This window comes from Thalassospira xianhensis MCCC 1A02616 (assembly GCF_003326475.1).
Taxonomy (GTDB): Bacteria; Pseudomonadota; Alphaproteobacteria; order Rhodospirillales; family Thalassospiraceae; genus Thalassospira; species Thalassospira xianhensis.
In genome coordinates this window covers 337,673-361,698 of sequence record NZ_JPWA01000001.1, presented here as the reverse complement: position 1 = coordinate 361,698, position 24,026 = coordinate 337,673, and the positions used below count along the sequence as shown (strand labels likewise).

General features: G+C 53.1%; 14 protein-coding genes. 1 reads left to right on the top strand and 13 read right to left on the bottom strand.

Translation table 11 applies throughout. From position 1 onward, the window contains the following. Positions 1-106 precede the first annotated feature (106 nt). Positions 107-3,862: a DNA polymerase III subunit alpha gene (gene dnaE / locus TH5_RS01995; RefSeq protein ID WP_114120466.1), complete on the top strand. Its 3,756-nt coding sequence runs from the start codon at positions 107-109 to the stop codon at positions 3,860-3,862. A gap of 51 nt (positions 3,863-3,913) precedes the next feature. Here dnaE and TH5_RS01990 read toward each other — a convergent pair whose 3' ends face one another. The 13 genes from TH5_RS01990 to TH5_RS01930 form a co-directional block, all read right to left on the bottom strand. Continuing rightward, positions 3,914-5,395, bottom strand: coding sequence for a hypothetical protein (locus TH5_RS01990; protein ID WP_114120465.1), 1,482 nt, complete (start codon positions 5,393-5,395; stop codon positions 3,914-3,916). 58 nt (positions 5,396-5,453) lie between these two features. Then, entirely contained in the window at positions 5,454-6,188 is a 735-nt protein-coding gene (locus tag TH5_RS01985) for an HNH endonuclease (RefSeq protein WP_114120464.1), read from the bottom strand. Positions 6,189-6,239: 51 nt separating this feature from the next. Beyond that, a complete protein-coding gene (locus TH5_RS01980; RefSeq protein WP_114120463.1) occupies positions 6,240-7,592 on the bottom strand; it encodes a hypothetical protein in 1,353 nt (450 codons plus the stop codon). 18 nt (positions 7,593-7,610) lie between these two features. Next, positions 7,611-8,879: a hypothetical protein gene (locus TH5_RS01975; protein WP_114120462.1), complete on the bottom strand. Its 1,269-nt coding sequence runs from the start codon at positions 8,877-8,879 to the stop codon at positions 7,611-7,613. A gap of 16 nt (positions 8,880-8,895) precedes the next feature. After that, complete coding sequence (locus TH5_RS01970; RefSeq protein WP_167443440.1) at positions 8,896-9,957, bottom strand: DotH/IcmK family type IV secretion protein; 1,062 nt, start codon at positions 9,955-9,957, stop codon at positions 8,896-8,898. 8 nt (positions 9,958-9,965) lie between these two features. Next, on the bottom strand, positions 9,966-10,712 hold the full coding sequence (locus TH5_RS01965; protein WP_114120461.1) for a DotI/IcmL/TraM family protein: 747 nt from the start codon (positions 10,710-10,712) through the stop codon (positions 9,966-9,968). A gap of 824 nt (positions 10,713-11,536) precedes the next feature. Then, on the bottom strand, positions 11,537-12,112 hold the full coding sequence (locus tag TH5_RS01960; protein WP_097052843.1) for a deoxynucleotide monophosphate kinase family protein: 576 nt from the start codon (positions 12,110-12,112) through the stop codon (positions 11,537-11,539). Positions 12,113-12,125: 13 nt separating this feature from the next. Beyond that, positions 12,126-13,142 carry a thioredoxin fold domain-containing protein gene (locus tag TH5_RS01955; RefSeq protein ID WP_097052842.1) on the bottom strand — a complete coding sequence of 339 codons (1,017 nt, stop codon included), beginning with the start codon at positions 13,140-13,142 and terminating at the stop codon, positions 12,126-12,128. Positions 13,143-13,302: 160 nt separating this feature from the next. Further along, positions 13,303-15,858, bottom strand: coding sequence for a DNA topoisomerase III (gene topB / locus TH5_RS01950; protein WP_114120460.1), 2,556 nt, complete (start codon positions 15,856-15,858; stop codon positions 13,303-13,305). A gap of 193 nt (positions 15,859-16,051) precedes the next feature. Next, positions 16,052-19,912, bottom strand: coding sequence for a strawberry notch C-terminal domain-containing protein (locus TH5_RS01945; protein ID WP_167443439.1), 3,861 nt, complete (start codon positions 19,910-19,912; stop codon positions 16,052-16,054). Positions 19,913-20,043: 131 nt separating this feature from the next. After that, on the bottom strand, positions 20,044-21,393 hold the full coding sequence (locus TH5_RS01940) for a hypothetical protein (protein WP_097052839.1): 1,350 nt from the start codon (positions 21,391-21,393) through the stop codon (positions 20,044-20,046). A gap of 282 nt (positions 21,394-21,675) precedes the next feature. Then, positions 21,676-22,824, bottom strand: coding sequence for a radical SAM protein (locus tag TH5_RS01935; protein ID WP_114120517.1), 1,149 nt, complete (start codon positions 22,822-22,824; stop codon positions 21,676-21,678). A gap of 29 nt (positions 22,825-22,853) precedes the next feature. Then, positions 22,854-24,023 (bottom strand): hypothetical protein, encoded by a 1,170-nt coding sequence (locus TH5_RS01930; RefSeq protein ID WP_114120458.1) that lies wholly within the window; start codon positions 24,021-24,023, stop codon positions 22,854-22,856. Positions 24,024-24,026 lie beyond the last annotated feature (3 nt).

Below are 24,026 nucleotides of genomic sequence, written 5' to 3'. Positions count from 1 at the left end.
TTTCCTTATAGAAAGGAATTTCGAGGATCGTCAACATACTTTTGCTTGAACGGGGGAGAAAAGGCGAATAGTATTCCTTTCAAATTAAGCAAAACGGCGGATTTCCATGGTTGGTATCGTACATCTCCGGGTTCACTCGGATTATTCTCTCTCCGAAGGTGCATCCAAGATTCGAGACCTGTTGGCGGCGGCCGGGAAGGCCGGTGTCCCAGCGCTGGCATTGACCGACAAAGATAATCTGTTTGGTGCGCTCGAATTCTCGAAGCAGGCCTATGGAGAGGGTGTTCAGCCGATCATCGGCTGTGACCTTTCTATGGAATATGATTCGGGAAAGTTCGGTAACTTCGTCCTGCTCGCGCAAAACGAAACCGGCTACAAAAACGTCTGCGCGATTGTCAAAGGTGCTCATGAGCGTCGAGACAATGGCAAGGGACAGTTTATTACGCCAGGCATCCCAAACGTTACTGCGGAAACACTGGAAAAGCATGCCGAAGGTGTGATTTTTCTGACCGGTGAGAGCCAGAATGGCCTAATCCCATCGCTTATCAAAAGAAATGAAACAATTGCAGACGAAACACTGCAATGGCTTCTGTCAATCTTTGGGGACCGTCTGTATATCGAAATTTGCCGTACCGGATTTGAGAATGCAGAAGATCTTGCGCTCGAAGAGAAGCTTATCGGGCTCGCCTATCGCAAAGACCGACCAGTCGTTTGCAGTGACGGACAGGTTCGCTCTGATGTGCCGTTGGTAGCCACCACAGACATTTGGTATGCAACACCTGACCGACATGAGCCGTGGTTACTGCTAAAAGCGATCAACAGCAAACAGGTTGTTACGATTAACGATGACGGAGTGGTCAATGCCGACCCGCGCCGCTATCACATTCGTAGCGATAGCGAATTCACTGAACTCTTCAAGGACATTCCTGAGGCAATTGAGAATACGCGGAATATCGCACGCCGGTCAGCTTTCAAAGTCTATGGTCGCGACCCGGTACTCCCTGCCTTTCCTTGTGAGGACGGGCGAACCGAAGACGAAGAATTGGGTATCCAGGCGCTTGAAGGCTTGAAAATCCGGCTTAAGGAACTCGGCCTTGCCGAGGATGAGAAGGAATACCACGACCGGCTCGCCTACGAACTGGAAGTTATCAAGTCGATGGGTTTCCCCGGGTACTTCCTCATCGTTTCCGACTTCATCAAATGGTCAAAGAGCCAAGGCATCGCTGTAGGGCCGGGCCGCGGCTCTGGTGCGGGGTCAATTGTTGCATGGGCACTAACCATCACCGACCTCAATCCTCTTGAGTACGGCCTGCTTTTCGAGCGGTTCCTGAACCCTGAACGCGTCTCGATGCCTGACTTCGATATCGATTTCTGCATGGACCGCCGGATGGAAGTCGTCCATTACGTGCAGGACAAGTACGGCTCCGAAATGGTTTCGATGATTGCCACATTTGGCGAAATCAAGTCGAAGTCGGCCTTGAAGGATGCCGGAAGGGTTATGGTCCATGAAAGGGAAGGGGTCTTTGATTATGGTTCAATCAATACCCTCACCAAGTTGATCCCTGATCCGCCCGGTGATTTCAAAAATCTCCAGGAAGTGTTTGAGAATGTGTCGGAGTTCCGACAGCTCATTTCGTCTTCTCCCAAGCTTCAGGTTCTGTACGAGCGGGCTAAAAGCATCGAAGGTCTGTATCAGGTCGCTTCTGCTCATGCCGCAGGCGTTATCATTGGTGACCGACCTCTCGTAGAAATGTTGCCTGTGCTGTGGTCTGACAGCAATAACATGCCCGTCTGCTCCTTCAACATGAAGGGTGCTGAGACTGTCGGCATGGTGAAATTTGACTTCCTCGGATTGACCACACTTTCTGTTATTCAGGAAGCGCTCAAGCATATCAAAACGCATCAGGGGATTGATGTCGACCTGTCCAAAATTGACCGGTACGACACAGAGGTCTTCAAGAAATTCTCTATGGGACAGACCACCGGTGTCTTCCAGTTCGAAGGAGCAGGGATGCGCAAAGTTCTGCGTTCCGTGCTTCCGACGCGCTTTGAAGATCTCATCGCGGTTAACGCTCTGTTCCGCCCGGGCCCCATGGACTACATCGAGCTTTATGCACAGCGCAAGAACGGTGAAGTTGAAACGGAATATCCGCAACCAGCGGCAAAAACCGAGCCATTCCTGTCAGAGACGTATGGCATCATGGTTTACCAGGAACAGGTTATGCAGGTGGCACAAGCTTGTGCGGGATATTCGCTGGGCGGCGCAGATTTGTTGCGTCGAGCGATGGGTAAGAAGATCCCGGCCGAGATGGAAAAGCAGCGTAACATCTTCATCAACGGCGACGAGGAGGGCGGAACACCAGGTGCGGTGGCTCTTGGGATGGACCCGAAAACGGCCTCAGAGCTTTTTGACGATATTGCAAAATTCGCAGGATATGGCTTCAACAAGTCGCACGCGGCAGCTTATGCCTGGATTGCCTATCAGACGATGTGGCTGAAGGTTCACTATCCTGTCGAGTTCTTCTCTGCCCTGATGACGTACAGTGCGCACAAACCGCTCAAGCTGGCGCTAATCAAGGATGAACTTGACCAAATGAAGGTCGGGCTCTTGCCTCCCGATATCAACGCATCCTTCTCCAGGTTCACGCCCGAGAAGACAAAAGAGGGTGTGTATGCCGTGCGGTTCGGCCTCGGTGCCCTCAAGCAAATCTCCGGCCCGCTGAATGAACTTGTCGAGGCACGTAAACAGGGGCCCTTCAGTTCACTGGAAGACTTCCACCTTCGCCTGTCTTCCTTTGGTAGCGATCAGTTACGGGTTCTGGCCGAAGCCGGGGCATTCGACACCATCTGCGACACTCGCAGGCAGGCCGCTGATGTGCTTGCTTGGTTGTCAAAGCGCAAAAGCAAGGTGGCCGCACAGCAGACCGACCTGTTTGGCGAAAACGTTGTTCTGACGGTGCCTCAGGACATCAAGGACGTGGCAGAGTGGGGCGATGTGTCCGACCGAGAGTTCAACTCGGCTGGGTTCTACTTTGCAGCTCACCCTATCGACCCCTATATCAACAAGCTGATTTCTGCCGGGGTGCGCCGTAAGATGTCAATCCAGGCCTATATGGTGGATAACAACGTTGCCGACCTGAACAACCGTAAACTCTGCGTAATGGTGGATTTCGTTAATCAGCGCGCGACAGCTCGCGGCACACCTTACGTTGAAGCGATTGTTTCTGAACGCGGAGACACATATCGCATTGCTTGTTATGACAACCAACGGCGCACAGGTTTTAGTCTTGATGATTTCAGGACAATCCTTGAGGGTGCCAAGACGTGTCGCCAACCGGTAATCTTCGGGGCATCGTTTGCCCTCGATAAGAGTGGCGAAGGGGTCTGGATTAACGGTCAAAGCGTGTGGAGCATTGAAGAATATCTTCAGGACATCCACGGTGACCTCTACATCACGTTAAATCCCGCTGAAATTCGCCCGACGGCTGCTGATATTGCTGAACTTGGCAAACTTGAGCAAACACAGCCAGACCATCAAAAGATGTTTAACCGGTTACTATCTGGTGTTGACCTGTCACTAGCTTGCAGCCCTGAAACCATCGCCTTGATGAAAGGGGTGATGGAAAACATGATTGCCCGCAAACGCTCGGCAATCATTGACCTTATCAGTGCCCTTGGAAAGGGTAATGACGGGGGAGCTCCAACAAAGGCATTCCTGCGCATTAATGGCTCGCAGGAGCAAATTTCCGATAATATCCGGCTCAACCCGGCTCTGACCGGAACGCTCAAACAAATGGACGGAGTCACATCTATTGCGGAAAGCATCACCCCGATGACCAAAAGGCCCAAGTTGTCCGCGTAGCTAATGTCGTCAGTAATTGAGAGAGGCTCCCCGATATTGGAGAGCCTCTCTTTACATCTGCTGGTTTTTGCGAGCTTCGAGCATTTGCCGGAGCATCTGTTCACGCTGCCCTTTGTCATAGAGCGGCAACTTGTCAAAGTTCCACAGAAAATCCCTGTCTTTTGTCATCGTAAACTGAAGCAGCATTTTGGTCATATTGTTCTGATCTCCCCCCCAAGGTATTGGCCGGTTTGGAGCAAACATTCCATCGGGGACGTCGTTGAATTTTGGCATGAGACCAATGGTCATGGCATCTCGTACCAAATCCGGAATCTGGTCGTCCGTGACCAGGCAGGAGACCCATCCAAGTCCATACGACACCGTCGCATAGCCCATTTCGGTTAACTTCATTGCGTCAAGAAACATGGCCGTTTTGTCTGCGGCCTTCAACCATGCGCCACGCCAGCTGGTATGGGCGCGGTCTTCCGGAGCAACTTGAGGCATTCTGCCCTTTGGCTCACCGAGAGCTGCGGCCCGCCACAAGGTCTCGGCAATCACACCCGCGCACCAGGATAATTCTGTGTACCGATCTGACAGAAAAGCCTTTACCGGATCAGGAAGCGCCAGATTCATCTGTGCATATTCTTTGCCGACCCATGCGGACTTGACCTCAATTTCAGAGAAGGCGGCCATTGTCAGAAATTCCGGATGCGCTACCCAGGAACGCGGAATACGCTTGTCTTTGTCCATTGAGTTGCCAAAGCCATAGACAGGAGCAACCTCGGCCTCCATTTGTTGGACCGCCACTTCGACCATGCAAGGCCGTGTTTCTGTGCGTATCCATTCTACCCGATCAGACGTGATGGAACGCAATTCACTTCTGGGAAGGAAGTCAAAGGGGCCAACAGGGACAGGCGTCGTCAACATTTGGAAGGCATAGGAAACGCGGGGTTTACGCAACACGAAAATGCGTGCGCCTTTGATGCCGCGCACAGTCGTCCGTGTAAACTCTGCGAACGCCTGGCCCTGCCGCATAATCGTGGCGGCTTCCCCCCTGGGGAACTCGGCTTCCGGCAATAAACGGCGTAGATCCTCGCGCAAAGTATTCCCGGTGAAGATGTTCGTCGGGCTTAGCTTAGGGAGCGCCTCGCGCACCAGCTTGGCCGCCATGGTCATCATGCGAGCAAATACCATCGAGCAGAATTTGACGATGAAATCCGCAGGTGAGGTTGCAGGGTCGTAGCCCCACTCTTGAAGAACGTCTTTGGGCTTGGTGACGAGATATGCGTCATGACGAAGCCACGGATTCCGCCATGCTTCCGTCGTACGGAAAAAGCTCTCGTACGTCATGTTTGACCACCACAGGGTGTCGGTCGCCAGTTCGTTCATACCTTCGATACGCTTGGCCGGTGATCCGTTCACCGAACACCAACCAGCTTTTGGATCGTTCTCGTCATCGAACAGCACCAACCCAAATTTCAAGCTGCCGGTGTCATCCCGAGTAGGCTTCGAGCCAGTTTTCGCCTGTGTCTTTTGCACGTCTGCCGTAGACATCAAAATTTACCTTGTTGTTCTTCTATTTTGTAGCGACACCGGTCAGGTCAGCTACCTGTCAAGCAACGTACTGGCTCAAAATCGATGCCCATGAGCGAGGGTTGAGGCTTGCAAACGGACCGCCTGCCATTGACCATGAGGCAACGATCTCAGGCATTTTGTCGCCACCGTCTTGCTTGCGAACTCCCAAAGGTAATAGGCGCAAGCCTCGTAAATAGCTGTCCCGGTCATTATAGGCTGTTTCGGATTCACTGTTGATTGCCAGAAGGATGTTGGCCAACTCGCTCGGATCGGAGATTCCGAACATCTCTTTTGCCACCGCCTCCCGCTCACGCAATTTCGCTTCGATACTCACCGCGGCTTCTCCCAAAACCATCGCATTTCTCTGCATCTCTGCATTGGAGCGACGGTTGGCCGCCGTATCCATTGACCACTTTTTCGCAACAAGAATTGCCCTGACGATGTGGTGGAGACGGTCCTGGGGTATTTCCGGGATGTAAGCCAGAACGGCTTCGTTATTATGTCCTGCCAGCCCGATATGCTGACACATGTGACAAAACATGCAGGCTGTGACCAGGTTCTGCGGGCGGTTGTCGGCATGGTCGTCATTAAGGTGGTGAACTTCCTGCCATTTTGGCGCGCGGAAGCCACAGAAACGACACGTACGGTCGTCTCTCTCGAGGACTTTCATGCGAATGTTTTTGAACTCAGCATCCGCTTCTGCGCTGTGGTCATCATAGACGCGCCAGTTCAAGGCTTTGACAGAAAGACGCAATGGCAAATACTTGGCCATATCACACCTCGGGTTGCCCGGCAGAAAACAAGTCTCTGCCGGGTAGGTTGGTCACGACTTGATAAGACCTGCGCTCGTTTGCAGCATCCAGGTGCCGTCCTCACTCCGCAGGATTTGCTCGGCAACGCCGACACCTACAAGTTTACGACCCAGATACACGCGCACCAGGCCCCCGGGCGTCTGAACAAGAGCAGCAGTTCCTGAGACACCTCGCAGAGAGTACCCGGAAATTACCTTTGGAGCCGCCGGGGTCGCCTTCGTCACTACTTCCGGCTTCACGGATGGAACCGGGATACCTTCAGGTTTGACTTCCGGCACGGTTTTCGCTTCTGGCGCTTTCACCTCAGCAACTGGAACGACCGGGGCCACTGCGGCGACTTTGACCGCTTCGAGCGCTGCCAGTCTGTCATTGATGCCACCAAGCGGAACCTCAAACTTCGCCATCCGCTGCTCGACTGCGTTCAATCGGCTGATCGCGGCATTCAGCTGCGCAGCCATCTGCACATTTGCCGCCTTCATTTCCCCATCGAGAGTCGAAAGCTTGCTGGTCAAAGTCTGCAACTGACCCACCAAGGAGGTGATGGAAGATACCAGAGCAGCATTTTGTGCGGTGAGCGCGTTGTCATAGGTGGCCGGAGCTGGTACAGCGGGCTGGAACGACGACAATCCCGGAGCAACATTCTCAGCCTGCTCAAACGCCGGTGCATTCGCCGATACATTCGGGTTCGCGACCGGTTGGGCAGAGGGCAGAGAAGGCAAGGACGGCGCAGGAAGAGCCGGAGCCGTTGCAGGCGGAAGTGATGGGGCGGCTGTCGGTGCATTCAATGTCGGAGCGCCCGGCAGTACAGGAGCGGGGCTCCCGGTGTTGGGAGCAGCAAACTGAACGGGAGCTGACTGCTGAGATCCGCCACTACTGCCAAACAAAACCGGCGACAAGAAGTTAAGCGCCACACCGCCGACAATCACTGCCACAGCGGTGCAGGCAGCAGGGAATGCATACTTTTTGATAAGAGTGGAATTGCCCGACTCAGTGGGGGCAACTTCAGCCTCTTCTTGATTTGCAGCTTGGCTGTCCAGTTCCTGCACATGATATTCGTCATGTTCGGGATTGTAGGCCTCTTCGCCTTCATCTGGTTCAGCGTCCTCGCCAAAGTCGATACCACCGAAATCACCGGTCTCATAAGTGCCAGCGGCTCCGTGTCCAACATCCGGCTCTATATCGCCAAAGTCTTCGTCCCGCCCACCTTCTGGACTTCCCCCGCCGAAATTGCCCATGTCGGCGGGCGGCTCATCCGGAAAGTCATCCTGGTGCAGCAAGTCGTCCAGAACAGCATCTTCTCCATTGTCCGGCAGGAAAGCGCTCGGATCAAAGTCCGTGAGTTCCTCGGGATTATTCTTGTTCATCAGATTAGTCCTTTCCTTTTACGAACCGAGGAAGAGCAAGCCGAACGGCATTTCTGCATCCACAGTGACTGTGGTTTTCCGGTTGATAAATTCACGATCCAGAATGCTACCGGTACGCTTTGCAGCTTCACCTGCCGCGACCAACAGCTTGTCGTCTGTCGAGAGCAACGGGTTCGTGGTCGTACTGGAACCGTTGGCACTGTTGACAGTCGTGCTGCCTGCCTTGCCGACAGCGGACCCCAGTCCCTCAACAAACGAGGACGCGAACCCAAGAGCAATCTTCTGGAAAAGATGCCGGTCAACGTCGGAGGCAACAGACGTTCCGAGGTGTGTTGTATCAACAGCAACTGCCTCAATGGGAACGACAACACTCTTCTTTTTGCCGTTTTCGGTGTAGGAGACAGTCATTGTCGAGAATGTAATCACCATCCCGAAGTCATTCGCCGTGAATGACCCGATCAGTCGCGCATTCGTGTAGGGCCCTTGCAGAATTTCAGCAATGACCGGCCCGGGCACATCAGAGCTAACCATGCCAATGGTTCTGGCGTACAGAATAGAGCCAGCTACAGGAGGCGTGAAGGTCGGCACAAATTCCTGGGTGGCAGAATATCCGCCCTGAGGAGCAGAATACCCGGCAGTTTGAACACCGCCACTCCAACCGCCAGCAATGTTATCGGTTGCAACGTCTTTTTTCTTCGACGGATTATAGTAGATAGTTGTTTCCGACGGTGTACTGGTGCCGTACCCCTTGGTCATTTCGGTGAGGTATTTTGCCATATTCTGAACAGCCTTCTGCTGTTCTTCATCCAGAACGACTTTCTCTTTGGGCGAAACCGTCGTGGCAGTGGACTTTACAGCATTGGCGACAGGCTTCGGGCTCTCGGCCGCCGGGCGCTGGGGAACCACCACATCTGGCTTCGGCTGCGGCTCAGGGGTCAAATCGAAAGATATCGGAACGTCAGAACCAACTGGTGATGCCACAAGTGTGGGCATCGCGCTTCCGCCAACCTTTTCAGCCTGCTTTGCGCGCTGGTCGTCCGCGATTTCAAGGTTGCGTTTATATTCGAGAGATACAGCCTCGCCACCTTGCGTATTACCGGAAACCATTGGCGGTCGCCGAATGCTGGAAACATCAGCTTCCACATTCGGTTTGGACAAAAATGCATATGCGGCGGCACCCAGGATTACGAGGCCAACCGTGATAATCATCACACGGCTGCCCTTGTCCTTGAAGATGCGCTTGTAACCGTTTTCTCTGCGCTCGGCAGTGTTACCCTGGTCGCTCATTTGGCGGCTCCTGGACTTAAGGTTCGATGGTGACGGAGGTCATGATGCCGTCGCGAGAAAAGAGGACAACCGGGGCGTACATCAACTCGTACACACGCGTTCCAGAAACGTTCCCGGCCCGGTCAAGATACAAAGGAGACAGCACCTCCATGTTCGATCGGAGATACAGCATGCTATCGAATTGCCACGCTTCGACATCGCGGTCAGACGTTTCGACCTTTCTTGCTCCCTGTGGAGGCACACCATCAAGAAAAGCGAGCATTACGCTATCATTGGTTGGCGGCAGTGAGCTCGACTGAATGACATCGAACTCGGCATTCGGCCCGCGGGACTGAAGGCTGATATCGAGACGATAGTCGACTTCAGTCGTGGCGGTTTCAACGGAGAGGGTAATCGGAACCGGATGACCGACCAGCGTCACAACGATGTTGTTGGCGTAAGAATGGGTCTTTCTCGGACTAACAATGACCATATTGGAGTTAAGTCCGCCGTCTTCGACGGACTCACCTTTGCCTTTACCAACAACACTTGCGTCGTAGGCATCGGGATTACCAACTGTCACCGACAAAACAGGCCAAGGTTGCCCCGTGATATCGGAGAAAGTAAGCGTCGTTGCGTTGCCATTGTAAAGGCGCACAACCGGAGGCTTTTCGCCAGGCTTGAGGCTAAGCTGCAATGATCTCGAAACAGGTTTGGGAGGATCTCCGACAGGACGGGCTAATGCCCGGTCGTTCTCGTCCATCATTTCCTTCCAGCGGCGCACCATGCTCGGAGAAGTTCCTCCCAGCGCTTGCCGAACGGCTTCCCGGAAAATCAGTTCCTCTGGACTGAACGCCATCGGAGAGCCGGGAGGTGTAACCTCTGGAGCGCTCTCAGACGGATGGATACCGTACAGAGATGGGTTTTTGACCGCCTCACCAACAGGAACCATATAATCGGGCAACTGGTCGGTGACATTAATCGGCGACGTCATTGGCGCATCTTCATTCCCGACGGGTTCCTGGCTTTGTGCCTTGGCCGTCGAGGCAGCAGCGACCATAAGAATAGCGGCCGACGCGATATGGAGAAATCTCTTCATACCTTTCCTCATTTTGCGATCAGTGATTTGATGCCCAGAGCTTTGGGATGGATGGTCTGTGGTTGGCTCACCACGGTCGCAGTAATCATCAGGTTCTGCGCGGTACGCTGGTTAGCACTTTGGTAGGTAACAAGAATGGGAACCTCGAAGCGATAGGCGTAAACACCGTCAACGATCCCCTGATTTTTGAGGACAGGTGCGCCGGTCACGACCGCGGTTGCCACATATTTGTTGTCAATAACAGCCTGAAGCGTTCCTGAGTCCTTGAGAGCCTTCTCAAAGCCTTCCCAGCCGGATGGTGTGAAATTCTTCTTGGCTGCGGAAAGCTCGGTCCGATAGTTCGCAAAGCTGTACGTGTAGGCTTGAGTGATGGCATCCGTCACAAAATTGGTCACGAAGGTTATGGACTCAACCGGTCTGTTCAGCGCTTTAAGCTCAATTACGCGCCCACTTTCGTCAGAAATGAAATTCTGCACTATGGGCGCACGCATGCCCTGATAGACGTTGCCAGCGACAGAAATCATCAACGCAATCGTCATCACTATAAGGCCACGCATTAAGAAGTAATGACGTTCACGCGTGTAGATATCGCGCGCGAGCACTGTTGCGACGGCATCGTCAAGAGCACTTACGACCGGCTCCGTGACAGGAGCTTTCGCTACACCGGAACCTGATGGCGCACCCTTCCTGAGGGCAACACCTTCTCGGTGTTTTCCTTTATGTATTCCTTTAGTCGCAGGTGTTTTGGTCGTCATTTACGCGGCAGTCCTTGGAAAACGCGATAATTGTCCTTTAGAAAAAGGCTACACTGAGTTTTATGGAGAAGGAAATCTTTTCTTTATGGAAATTCCGTGCTTTCCTTAAAGGAAACACCAGAGATTATGGTTTGGATTTACTATGGCTCAAGGAAAACGTCGTCAGTGGTTGAATGCCGACGACACGACACTCATCGCGCTTTGGGAACAAATCGGGAGCGTGTCGCTGATATCGAGAATGATGCAACGAACGACTTCCTCGGTTCAAACCCGAGCGAGCCGACTTGGCTTGCCACCACGCGATGAAAAGCGTGGCAGGCACCGTCGTCGCTGGGACCCGCAGGACGATGTCGTGCTTGACGAACTTCTCGTTTCAGAGCGCAACAGCCTGGGGCGCATAAATATTCATGCGATTGCTGCAAAAACCAGCCGTAGTATCGATGCAGTGGTTGCACGCATAGTCACGCGACATGGAGAAGACACGTCAATCCTTGACGCGTTTGAGCTTCCTGCACTCCCTGACCCATCCGAAGAACCTCGAAAAACAGACACCGCGCCAGCGCCGCACGTTTGCGGAACGGGTTGTGCCTGCGGTGGTCAGCCAGCCTCTCCCCACCGCAGCAAGCCAAAGAACACTGCCGGGAGAAAGACCTGCCTGCGTTGCGGTAGCTCATTCTACAGCAAAGGAAACCACAACTGGATTTGCAATTCCTGCAAAAGAAGCGAGGATTGGAATTCGGACTGGTAGCCAGAAGGCGAGGCTAAAACGAAGAGGGACGGCGTAAATCACCGTCCCTCTTCGTTTTGGATATCACGCGAGAGTATCAGATAAGTTGCCGGTCAATTTGAGCGTAAAGCTGTTCAAACGTACCGTTATTATCAAGCGTCACATCGAAATCTTCTGAGGGAAGCCCTTTCTCCGAGGCATGGGTGTCGGACTTGGCTGCTTCGTCGGCGGTATCACGATACACGCGACACGTAACGCCGCCGACTTCTTTGACGAGGTCGAACTCATCGGGAAACCGCACGTCATCAACGACCACGTTCTTGCCTTCGGCGAGATGTTTCTCGATACGGGAACGCGCGATATCGATCCAGAGGCGTTCTGAAATCATTCGCCGCCATTCGGTGCCCAGCTTTTGCATGGCAAGCCGAGACGTGGAACCGCGAAGGATTTCCTGAGGGACTTCTTTCAAGTCGCCTTCAATCAGTCTTTCAATGGTTTCCTCATCGAGGGAGAAGTACCGAAACAGCACCCGAATCATGTCTTTCAGGGGATCGGCAAACTTAATGAGGACATAGCCGTGCTGTGAAACGAGATAGTCACTCGTTGAGCCTTTCCCAGCCCGCTTTTTGCCGTGAACGCCAATCAGCCGATTACCAAGTTTTGTCTGCGTCATGCTGGCTGCTCCTTCAGTTCATCAGGCGGTCAAGGAAACCAGCAAGGTCGTCGGGACCTTCTGCGGAATAGAGCTTTCCGTCACTTCCGACATAGGCGAAGAACGGAGTTCCGGACAAACCGACCTTTGTCGCGAAGTCGTTGTTGAGTTTCAGGTAGTAGTCGGCGCGCTTATAGTCTTCAGTACCAGCAGCCGGTTCAGCCGGAACTTCAACGCCATCCTTGCTGCCCTGGCCAAGCCACCATGCGCGACCCGGCTCCTTGCCAGCCAAGATGGATCGTGTTTTGGGAGCGCTTCCTTTAAGACCGGCAATCAGGATTACCTGCACGGCAAGCTTATTGTCGCTGATCAGCGGCTGCAATTTAGCCCAGGCGCGATGACAGAAGGGGCAATTCGGGTCGGCCACCATGTAAAGCAGCGGCTGTTTTTCTGCGTCGCCAACGGTGAAGAATGCTGTTTTCGCCACGTCAGTCAGGAAGGTTTCCTTGGCCAGGCGACTGACATACGCATCGGATTTGGACCAATCCTTGTCCTCGGCACTGCCAACGGCTGCTACAGGGCTTGGTTCGACCACGACCGGAACGGCCGATACCTTCTGGTCATATGGGGTCGCGTTTGCAACGCGAGGCGAAGGAGGGGTATCAGTCTGAGGTGTCGAAATGTCCGCGTTCTTCGCTTCGACTTCATTGCGGAACTGGGCAAAACGGTCCTGCATATCCGCAATCTGAAGACCGGTGATATTCAGGCCATCTGCGCGCAGCAAGGTTCCGACGATGACATAGTCGTTATCCGGCATCAGGTAGAAAACCTGCATCTTGCCGTCGCGGCTTTCACCGAGATATCCGCGAACGCCACCACGCTCGTCGAGGAACGTCAGCCGGACGCCCTTATCAGTCAGATTGGCCAGAGCGGTGGGCAGCACTTCAGACCGTGCTGAAAGGGGGTTTTCCTGGGCAATTGCCGCAGTGCTTGCGCAAGCGAGTGACAGTGCAATCACGCCGGACCGCACAAGTGCAGTTATCTTTTGCATTTGGTTCTCCTGTAAGGGCGTTTTCCTTTATTGCGCGACATGTTTTCCTTTGTCAACAGGATTGTCAGCCTAGAGACAAAGGAAAGCGAGATGAAACTTCTTAAGTTTCGCAACTTGGGGCAAAAGCTATTCCTTTGCGGTGTCCGCCATGTGAACGGAATCACTTTTTGTCCGGCCACTCGCTGTTCTGGCATTCGGGATAGTTATCGCAGGACAGTAACTGGTGCTTGTTACCCGTCTTTTTGGACGTGATTTCCTTCGACATCATCTTGCCTTTGCCGCACGCGGGACAGGATTTGCCATGCCCAGGGAGGGGTTTGATGTTTTGGGCGGCTTTGTCATTGGGAAACACCGAATGCGAGCAATCAGGATAGTTGCTGCACCCAAGCAGAATGTAGGTCTGACCTTTAGCCTTGGAGAAAATCTGCTTGGTCAGCATTGTACCGGTATCGCATTTCGGACATTTCTCCCCATGCCCGGCCACTGGAGCCACTTTCGGAGCTGGCCACTGGCTATGCCCACACTCTCTCTGGTCACAGGACAAGAATTTCTTACCCTTGTTTGGACCTGCCTTATGCACCATCCGGGTGACAAGCTTCCCGGCGGAACATTTTGGGCACTGTTCGCCGTGGCCTTCAATTGGGTCGACCTTCTGCACCGGCCAAGCGACATGCTTGCAATTGGGGTATTGGTCGCAACTGAGATATTTCTTACCTTTGTGGTCGCCCTTCTGAATGACGCGTGTCACCATTTTCCCGGCGGCGCATTCAGGACACGCTTCTCCATGACCCTCGACCGGCTCAACCTGTTCCACACCCTTCAGTTCGACAGTACGGCCAGCATTTGCCCGAACGTGTGCAGTCAAAGCCTCTTCTTGCATGCCCAAGAAATCTTCCGGAGAAAGCTCCCCTGTTTCAACGCGTTTCAGTAGAGCTTCCCACCGGGCCGTCACCCCAGGATCTGTGAGGTCGTGCGGAAGAACGGCAATGGCTGATTGGCCAAAGGCCGTGCTTTCAAGGCCGTTCTTGCCTTTCCGTTTCAGGTACTTTCGCTTTAGGTGGATCTCAATCGTGTTGGCGCGCGTTGCCTCAGTACCAATACCTTCAACTTCCTTCAGCCCCTGGCGCTCTTGCTTGTCATCCACATGCAAATGAATATTCGCCATGGCTTCAATCAGGGTGCCATCGGTATAGGCAGGAGGCGGCGTCGTACGACGGCTGGCCAGATCACCTGACACGGACTTTACCGGGTCACCCTGACGCATTGATGGAAGGTTCCCCCCATCCGCTTCATCTTCATCTCCGCTTTCACCTTGTGCATCCGCTGTGCCGCCGTACACGACTTTCCAGCCTTGCTCCAAAACCTGCCTACCGGAGGCCTTAAAGACTTCGCCCTCGCAAGTGATATTGGCGGAAATGCTGTTATACTCGAAGTCTGGATAGAACTGAGCAATGAAGGCCTTCGCCACCGTCATAAAGACGTTGCGTTCGGCAGCAGACAGTTTCGAGAAAATGGCGGGCGAGAACTCGGTGGTAGGAATAATCGCATAGTGGTCGGAGATTTTTGCATCATTCCAGGCGGCCGATTTGCGGTTCTGGTCTGCATTCACCACGAGATGAGCGAATTGGTCGCTGGCAGACATCGAGGCCAGAATTGCAGGCGCTTCCTCCTTTAAAATCGAAACCGGCAGGTATCGACTGTCGGAGCGAGGATAGGTCGTGATGCGATGGCGCTCATACAGCGCCTGAGCCGTATCAAGGACTTCCTTCGCCGTCATCCCGAACTTGGCACTGCATTCGGTCTGAAGGGCTGACAGGGAATAGGGAAGGCCTGCCGCTATAGACTTTTTCTTCACATTATAGGATTGAACAGACCCGCCTTTACCCTTAATCCGGTCTACAAGAGCGGTGGCCACCGCTTTGTCAACGAGCCGACCCTCACTATCAAGCCCGTCATGCTCCGCCGGTATAACCCAAGTTGCGGTAAACTTGCCGTTCTCATGCTCAAACACAATCTTGGGCAGGAAGTGGTCCACAGGTTTGAAGGCTTTTCTGGCAAGGTCACGGGTCACGACCAACCAAAGGGTAGGGGTCTGGACGCGACCAACAGAGATGAGAGCATTGACGCCGCTCGCTCGCGCAAGAGACGTGTAAAGTCGTGTCAGGTTGTTGCCGTGCAGGAAGTCGGCTCTTTGACGACATACTGCCGCCAAATAGAGAGTCTTTTTCTGCGAATTTGGAATAAGGCCTTCGACCGCGAGACGCATGCTCTCCTCGGTCAGAGATTGTGTCCACAGTCGTTTTACATTGTCGGCGAAGGGGTCGATCCCATTTTCGATCAATGCTTCATCGATCAATAATTGACCTTCACGTCCAGCGTCGCCGCAGTTTACGATAACGCGCCCTTTTTTGACCAAACCGATTGCCGTTTTGAGCTGGTCTATCGACTTCACATTCGGCACTAACTTCCAATCATCAAAAGGTATCAAGATTGGAAGTGTCGCAATGGTCCATGCCTGATAGGCAGGGTCATATTCCTGAAATTCTGCGGCACCATACATATGGCCAAAGAAATAGGTTACAACATCGTCACCGACCTGAAGGTAGCCTTTTTGCTCTTGAACCGGTTTGCCGCTGATCTGCGCAATAGCCCTTGCGACAGTGCGCGCGAGAGTGGGTTTCTCCGCGATATAGACAACGTTGTAGGAATGCGGCAAGGATATGCTCCGCGGAAGGAGTTGAGCGGGAATGCTGTTTTCCTTGATGCTAAATCGTTTTGCTTAGTTCTTCAACGAATAGTAAGGAAAAAACAAAGATTGTGGTGCCATTTTACTGCGGCAGAGGGAGTCCCCCGTGTCGCTGTTTTGGGGGTGGCGCATAACAATCAGGAACGATGTTGCCACGCAGTCATTATCGATGAAGTGACAATGACATCTTCGTTTCCTGTGGTTCGGGCCCTACAATGCTATTGTTGTCGATCCATGACCATGTCTTCTCCACCGCCATCTTCCTGAATTTGGCATCAAAGGTAAGATAGACACCTTTCTGGTAGAATAGCTCGATGAGTTGGTTTGCCTGCGACATCGTCAACCGGGTAAAGCGACCACTCCAGTCCCCATTTGTGATTTTGCCCGTAATATCAACAATCTCGGCTGTCTCAAACGGTTTCGCCGCACGCTTGGCATAAGGGATCGTGTAGAGCACCTGGTCATTTGCGACCTTTTTCAGTTCAATACCGCTCCCCGTAATCTTCTGATTTGAACGCAACACGCCGCCTGCACGAAGGACTTCTGCGGCAACCTCGCCGATAACCGTCCTGCAAGACTGCGCTACCAGAGTGCGCTCAGCAGACTTGGGTATCAGAATGGCTGGTGTAACCTTGCCTTCAGGTGAGACATATGCCGTCTTTGTCCCAAAGCCCATGCGGGATGATGCCATGATAGCAGACAGCATATTACCTTCGAGGACAACTCTTTCCACAACGCGATGGCCGCTTTCGGCGGTGGCACAGGCAGCAATCTGCTTTTCACCAAAGACACGGTCCATGAACTTGAAACGCTCATCACGGAAAACGCCATCCAGAGATATCTGACGCGGTTTTTCCTCGCCGGGAATCAGGTATTCAATTGCATAATCACGAGCGATTGTTGCACGGGAAACCTCAGGCAACTTAAGTCCCAGAACGATTGCAGCAACCGGATCTGCATCCTCATTAGGCAATACAGCCCCGATGCCAGGGGAGAAGTTCCTCAAAGCCGCAGATAGCTTGGTCAGTCGGAGATCCGCTATTTTTACAGCATTCTCCTTCTGGGACCGAAGGGCCGCAGCAACATTTGGGAAGGTCTTCTTATGGAGGGCGCGCTCAAGAACCCCCGGGCGATGCTCCGAAATCTTTCTCAGGTGCTCAATGACATACGCTTCCTCGGCCTGGTATGCGCGACGAGACAGCAACTGGAGAAGTTTTTCACCATGCAAAGGAATAACATGCTCCGTAGTCCTGATGGTAGTCGCCCAAATATCTGGTCCGAGATATGGGTTGTCTGAACCATCACCCGCCTCAAACACCTTGCGACTAACAGGTTGCCAAATCCCCGGCAAATGTCGCCCTGAATTCTTACTGGTCGCAGTTTTAAGTCTATCGCGGTATGCGCTGATAAACGCGCCAAACACCTTGCGCTGCATTTCGGAACCCAGTAAAGGCAATCGACGGAGCAACTTACCAACGAAATACATTTCGCGGTCGGCTTCTTCTCTGTTGACTGACATCGCAATCCCAAGATGGTCTGCTATTTTTGGGTTCTCGTTGAGAAAATCGTAAGCGACATCATTGCCGATCGGATTAATGGGGTCGGGGACGTCCATCTTGGTCAATGTGTTCGCTGAACCGGTCACACTGGCACTTAGCTCTTCGACTTTTTGGTTCTGAATGGCCATTTTGTATATCTGGAATGGCAGGCCTGTCGCAAGCACGGTAAACCTCGGCTCCGTTAGCTGGCCCCGCCGCCAGACGCGACCCCACGTCTGCACGCGCTTGATAACATTGCTGGGAGGTGCCAGCTCCACCATGTGCCTTCTGGCATGTTCCTGGAACCGGTCGCTGTCATGTGCGGATAGGCCGGTCGAGCCAGCCTCTGTCAGAATCAAGCCACTTGTGGCACCGTTTACAAATCGGGCGACACGTACGTTTCGGTCTTCCGATGGCATTCGGACATATTTCCCATCAACCACCCGAGTATTTCGAGCCGATATTTCATCCATCAAGGGCGGTTTCGGAAGCTTGCCCGCATCAAAGAGTTTCTGGCCCTCACGCTCAACACGGTCTCGAATATCATCAATAGGGGACAACGAGAGTTCCGGGAAACCGGCAATGAGACCACGAATCTCTGATTGCATCGCCACCAGCTCCGGCTCATCGAGCCAAACCTCCTGTTTGATGTACTCTACGCCACGGCGCACAGAGACCTTGAGCAACCGATCAGCCATCATTTCAAGGGACTTGCGGAAGGTAGGGACGTTACCAGAAGCGCTCGCCTCCTCATGCTCCTCATCTCCATCAACAATGTCGGAAAGCATTTTCATAAGGCTCTCCATTGTTGATTCAATGACGACAACAGGCTTCTCTCCGCGCTCAAGCGTTTCAAGGCATTCCTCAACACAATGGTCGACGGAAAGCGCGATCAGGAACTGCCCCGTAATGGCATTGAGCTTGGTGCCAAAATTCGCGGATGCCCATACTTCCCGGTCTTCCTTGCGTTTTGTATCCGACTTAAGGGAATTAAGGTGAGCTTTGTTTGTCTCATTACGCTCGTCAATGAGTCTGTCAACCAAGGAGGAGAGCTTACTCGATAGAGCTAGAATAGGAGCCAGAATGTCGGCATATTCCTCATTTCGCGTTTGACGCTTTTCGTCAATTTTGACGGTGAGGACCATGTTGGTAAGGTCATGCTCTCGCCGAATAATCTGCCCTGCAAGTGTCGCAATCGAGGTGCTTTCTTCGGCCAACGCTCTGCGCTGAGCCGGAGACAGGTCTTCGATGTTCTCCATGGATTTCAACCACGGGAATACCGATCTGTAAGCAGAGAGGTTGTTGACGTGACGGCCGAAGGTTGCCGACGAAAACATGCTGGACTTGGACGCCGCCAGTGCATCACCAACCACCTTGGACGTGGCACTGTCCGTTACCGCATTATGGGCCTCATCTTCGGCGATATGCGCGGAGGGTGCCAGTGCCTGCAACAAGAGGCTCTTTTTGGTTCCAATCCGGTTGAACTGGCTATAGGTCGCCATCATCAAAGCACTGCCTTCCGGTAATGTACCGGTTTCAATGATGTGCTCGATTGCCTCACGCTTTTCTTTTGGTTTCCAGTGCGGAACCAGCACCTCCGCTTCGACAGATCCAGTGTTGATGATACGAGAGCCATCATTCAGAAGAAAAGGGCGCCCAAACACATCTTCTGAGCCAATATCGCGTATGTCGCGCCAGAAATCAGAAAACAGGTTTTCCTTTTCACTGAAGAAAATGACAGGCTTTCCATCAAGCGCCATCGCACGACAAGTTGCGGCAATGATGCGGCCCTTCCCAAAACCGGTTTGGTCCGCAACGATCAGACCGGCATCTCTATCCGCAGCATCAATACTCAGGGCAACAGCATCTATCTGCTCGGCGGACAGAACACTCTCCAGATGGTTGAGTGACCACTGAAGACGTCGTGCTACCCATTCATCGATACCTCCAACCTTTTCATCCAGAGCGAGGAGCGCTTTCCGGGTCGGCTCAGCCATTGACTCCGGTATGACAGCTCCGGTGTTTGTGAGCTTGCTAACTGGCTCATATCGCACCTGCGCACCATTAATGCGCTCGAATTCGTAGGGTGACTGCACATCAGGAACGATATCAATTTCAGGAAGAACCGCAGTAGCGCTCGTGTTGGATGCCAGCCGTCCAATTCCAATACCAAGTCGCGCTGGTGATGGCGCCTGCACAGGTGCTGACACACTTGGCGCTGCCTGAGTGCTCTCGGCGGCTGGTTTATCTGGTTGGGCGGAAACTGGCGTGACGGATACCGGGCGGGGCAACGGGGTAAATAGCGAATGCGAAAAAGCACGGGTCGGCTGCGGACCACCATTCGAGGAAGGTTCTGATTTAGCAGCCCTCTGAACAGGAGCCAGTACAGGCTGCTTGGTTGTTGAGGCGGGAGATGATGGGCTCTTCACCTCGCTTGCAGCCGTTGTCACTTTAATCGAGGAAAACAGCCCCTTGTTGAACGCCATCCGAACCCACCGCATTAACTGATTGCACTACACAAAGTGTGTTTCAAAGACTTGCAAGAGAGAGAACGACAAAGGAGCGAGGCATAACCCCGCTCCTTTGTCTGTTGCCCAACTCATGGCCAGAAGAGCAATTACATTGCCGGACCGTTGGCCGAAGCTTCCTGTTCGGGAGCTGGCTCCGACTTGTTCTGGCTTTCGAAGTAAGCTTTTTTAGCTTCTGCGTTGGCCACAAGAAGCTCACGAGCGGCTTCGGCGTGATAGGACGGCATATTCGGCGTGATGAGGTCACGAAGTTTGAACACTTCCGGGCTCTTTTTCTGAACCGGGCTCGTGTAGGTGGTGTACCAGACTTCCGACTTCGAGTTCATGCGGCCGACCGCTACGTTGTCCATCACCCAACCATAGTCGGTTGGCCATTTCGGAACATGGCCATCCTCGGTTGTGTAGAGTGCATGGACGCGTGACTCGCAGAACGGCTCCTTGCCCTGCTTAATCGCCTCCTTACCCTTTTCCGACTTGGACGGGACACGAGACGAAGCCTGGCTGACCACCATCATCGGAACGAATTCGAACTGCACACCAGCGGCGCCAAAGAACTTTACGAATTCTTCGCTCGAAGACATTTCGTAGAATTTCTCGAGAGCTTCGGCTGCCGTCAGCTTCTCGTACCGACGTTCCGCACCTTCGCCAATTGCCTTGTCGAAAGCGACAAAGCTGGTGGCCATACGGTTGGAAATGGCACGTCCAACTTCAAGCGCTTCTTCTTCGCTGGCACCTTCGGGAGCCAAGGCGCGAGCGTGGAGCTGGAAACCAGCACGTCCAATACCTGGATTGTTTTCGATGACATGTGTCACCAGAGCCTCGAACTCTTCTTTATTCGAGAAAGTCGACGCAGCAGTCATGTCGGCAATATAGATACTCTGGTGTCCGCGATAAGTGCGGCTCCCCGTTTCGGAGTCGACGTCAACCGGCTCCGGAACCACGCAGGTCATGATGTTCGGCCAGACAAGCGCCTTGCCGAACGACTGATCCGTGTAAGGGGTCTGGTCTTTGGGAGTGGCAATACCTGACGAGAAGTGAGCGTGAATAACGCCCGCTTCTGCACCTTTCGGGCAGAAGGCATTTTCAAATGCGACAATGCTGCCAGGCTCGTTCATTGGCTCGCCGCCACCACGCACCTTGGTCAGGCCGAGAACGTCACGACGACGGGTCGCTTCTTTTTTGGGCATTGGCATGAAAACCTTGACCTCAGTCAGGGGCATACCACTTTCGTCAAAATGGGCTTCCAGGCCCTGTTCCGGCATCGAATTCAGCAAAAGTCCCACAACGTAGTCTTTGCCGTGGTTCGAAATTTCCTTGTCAGGGTCTTCGATGTGGATACTCTTTACCTGTACAAAGATATTGTAGGCCGAGGGCAAGTCATACTGGCGACCACCGCCGCCTCTGACCATTGAGCCCGAACCACCCTTAAACATCGACATGTGATCTCTCCATTTTCCGTCCTGTTTGATCCATGACGTTCACAAGCCGCAGGACCAGCTCGAAAACCAATTCTCTTGACGTTTGGCGGCACGGTTTTTTCGCCTGCCGGAACGCCCGTAAAAAAACAATACAGTTTTCCTATGCAAGAGACGCTATCCCAAGCAAAAAACTTACTTTACAAGGATTATTCTTACGAGAATCCTTTGTCAATGCAGTTTTGCATCGTTATTAAGCAAAATGAATCTCGAGAAAGGATTTTTTCAGTTTGTGGCAAGATTTCTTCAGTAAAGGCGAACACCGCCAGACCCAGTAAAATGACGGATTTCCGCCTCATTTTCGAGAACCCACTCCACATAGTTCCGCCCACCAAAACAATCGTCCCCCGGCCGGTTTTTCTTCCAGAACTCCATCACGCAATAGCCAGAATGCGAGCAGTCCACACAGTCCGGATTGCCATTCCGTAGAATTTGCTTGCGGATGTAGCGTCGACGTTCCGGAGAGCGCAAAACCTCTTCGAAATCCTGCTCCAGAATATTCCCAAAGCGCTGCATGTATTCCAGCCAGCTATCTGAACCATAATCAGGAAGGACGAAATCCCCGTTTGGCATCAAGAAAAGTGTCTGCCCAGCAATGTTTGCGAAATCACCAAGCTCCCGCTGACGCAGGATGAAACGTAACTGGCCGATTTCTGGCGCATGAAGGCCTGCCCTCTTTCGTTCCAGCCATCTTGAAGAAAGAGCTATCATGAATTCTGACCAAACATCCATCCGGGGGGCGAACTCATCATATTTCTTTGTTGCCTCGTTTTGCTCGTTAAGCATAAAGGGCAACCATGAAGTCTCAGCCACGCTTAGGTCTGAAAGATAATCCAGAACTGCAACCGGCCCATCAGACAACAAGGCTTCATTCACAACCGAGATGGTGGAAACCTCTAATCCCCGGGCGTTGGCTTCACGCACACGATTGTCCCAAACCCGCATATAGCCTTTGCCGCGCATCAGGCCGTCAAAGGAAGTTTGGAACGCACCCTTGCCATACTGTTCAAAAATCGGCCCCCAAACATCAAGATCAACACCAACAAGCGATGTCAGAACTGTGTGATGGATGTCGTAACCCTTTTCAGCAGTAAAGTGCGAGCCAATGGCGTCAGCACAGCTGCGGAAGTAGTCTTCGCCCATGCTGGTGGGCTCACCACCATACCAATAGTTCACAATTGTTTTTCGCTCGAGACGCTTTTTCTGGTAGTAGGCGTCAATTTTCGCGCACGCTTCGGAAACCTTGTCCACTGACAGGATGGTGGCGTCTTTCCTCTGCTCAAGACTCAGGTAACAGTGCGGACATCTGAGCTTACAATACAAACTCGGCATCAGAGTAAAAACGAAATACCCTGTTTCGATGCTTACCTGCTCATCAGGGGAAAGCTTGACCATGTTTAAATCCGGAACAGCTTGCATCTGCATTAGTTGGCGACCTCACATGCGACATCAAGCATTTCTCGGACGCCTATCGGGCAATCTGAAGTCGCGATGTCCTTACCACGCATGACCTGCTTGTAAATCGAGAAGCCAGCCGCTGCACACGCATTGCGATGTGGGCAATTGCTGCATTGCTGTTCTGTCTGAAAGGATATAAAGGTCCGCCGCGCGACCCGTCTCACGGCATTCGCCCAGCCTTCGGCGGTGGCCAGATCGGCATCAAAGACACTTCCAACCGGCTGGAAACCATGCCTAGCGGAAAGAGGTGTAACATCCGCAATGCCCAAAGGCAGAGCAGGATAGATTTTCCCAAAACTGTCGATATAGGCAGCTTCTGACATCTTCTTTGTCAAATACTCAAGCATACCTTGGCCATCCAGTTCGTCGGTTTCGCGACGAAGCGTTGCCACAGCGTAGCCAAGCCGGACGGTAAAGCTGCCAGTTCTGGCCCCTTCCTCTATCAGGCCAGTGAGCCAGCGGATAGTATCTGGCCATTGCGCCGCGTACTCGGCCGCTTTTTCAATCGTCGGGAAAAGAGCCGCTTCCACCTGGTCGAATTTGTGACGAGACAGGAAGCTTGCCACCTCGTGCTGAGAGGTCGTTTCAGCAATATTGGGCGGGATATTGAGGATGGGCTCGTCAACAAGGAAGCGCCCGAGAACCGCGTCTAGGTTCTGGTCGTAGAGTGCCTGAAGCTTGCGATCCATGATACGGGCAGGGTCAAACACCAGGAGCATCGACATGGCCTGGTTTAACTTGTCGGCCTCATCCTGAATAGCAGCAAGCTTCTCGACAATGTGCCGCGGCTTGCCAATCAGGGATGTACTGATAAGCCCTCGCGCCGTCCCCCGGCCGGTTTCGGATGTGATCCGCACATAATCACGCAGCTTGTCCTCATCCATCATCAAATGGTCACCCTGACCAAAATGGAAGGCTGCCTTGTCATCACTGAGCACGCGGTGGGTGCCACCGGTTTCCGTTTCAAATCTATCAACAAGAGACGCGACAAACCGCTTGATGCCATCAACAACGAACACATCAAGCCCACCAGCGCCTTCTCGGCGTTCCTCCAGAGTGAGGACGCAGCCTCCGCAACTACCGGCACAGCGCACCTGGCTTTCGATGCCAACTTTCAGATTGGAGTTTTGAAGCATAGC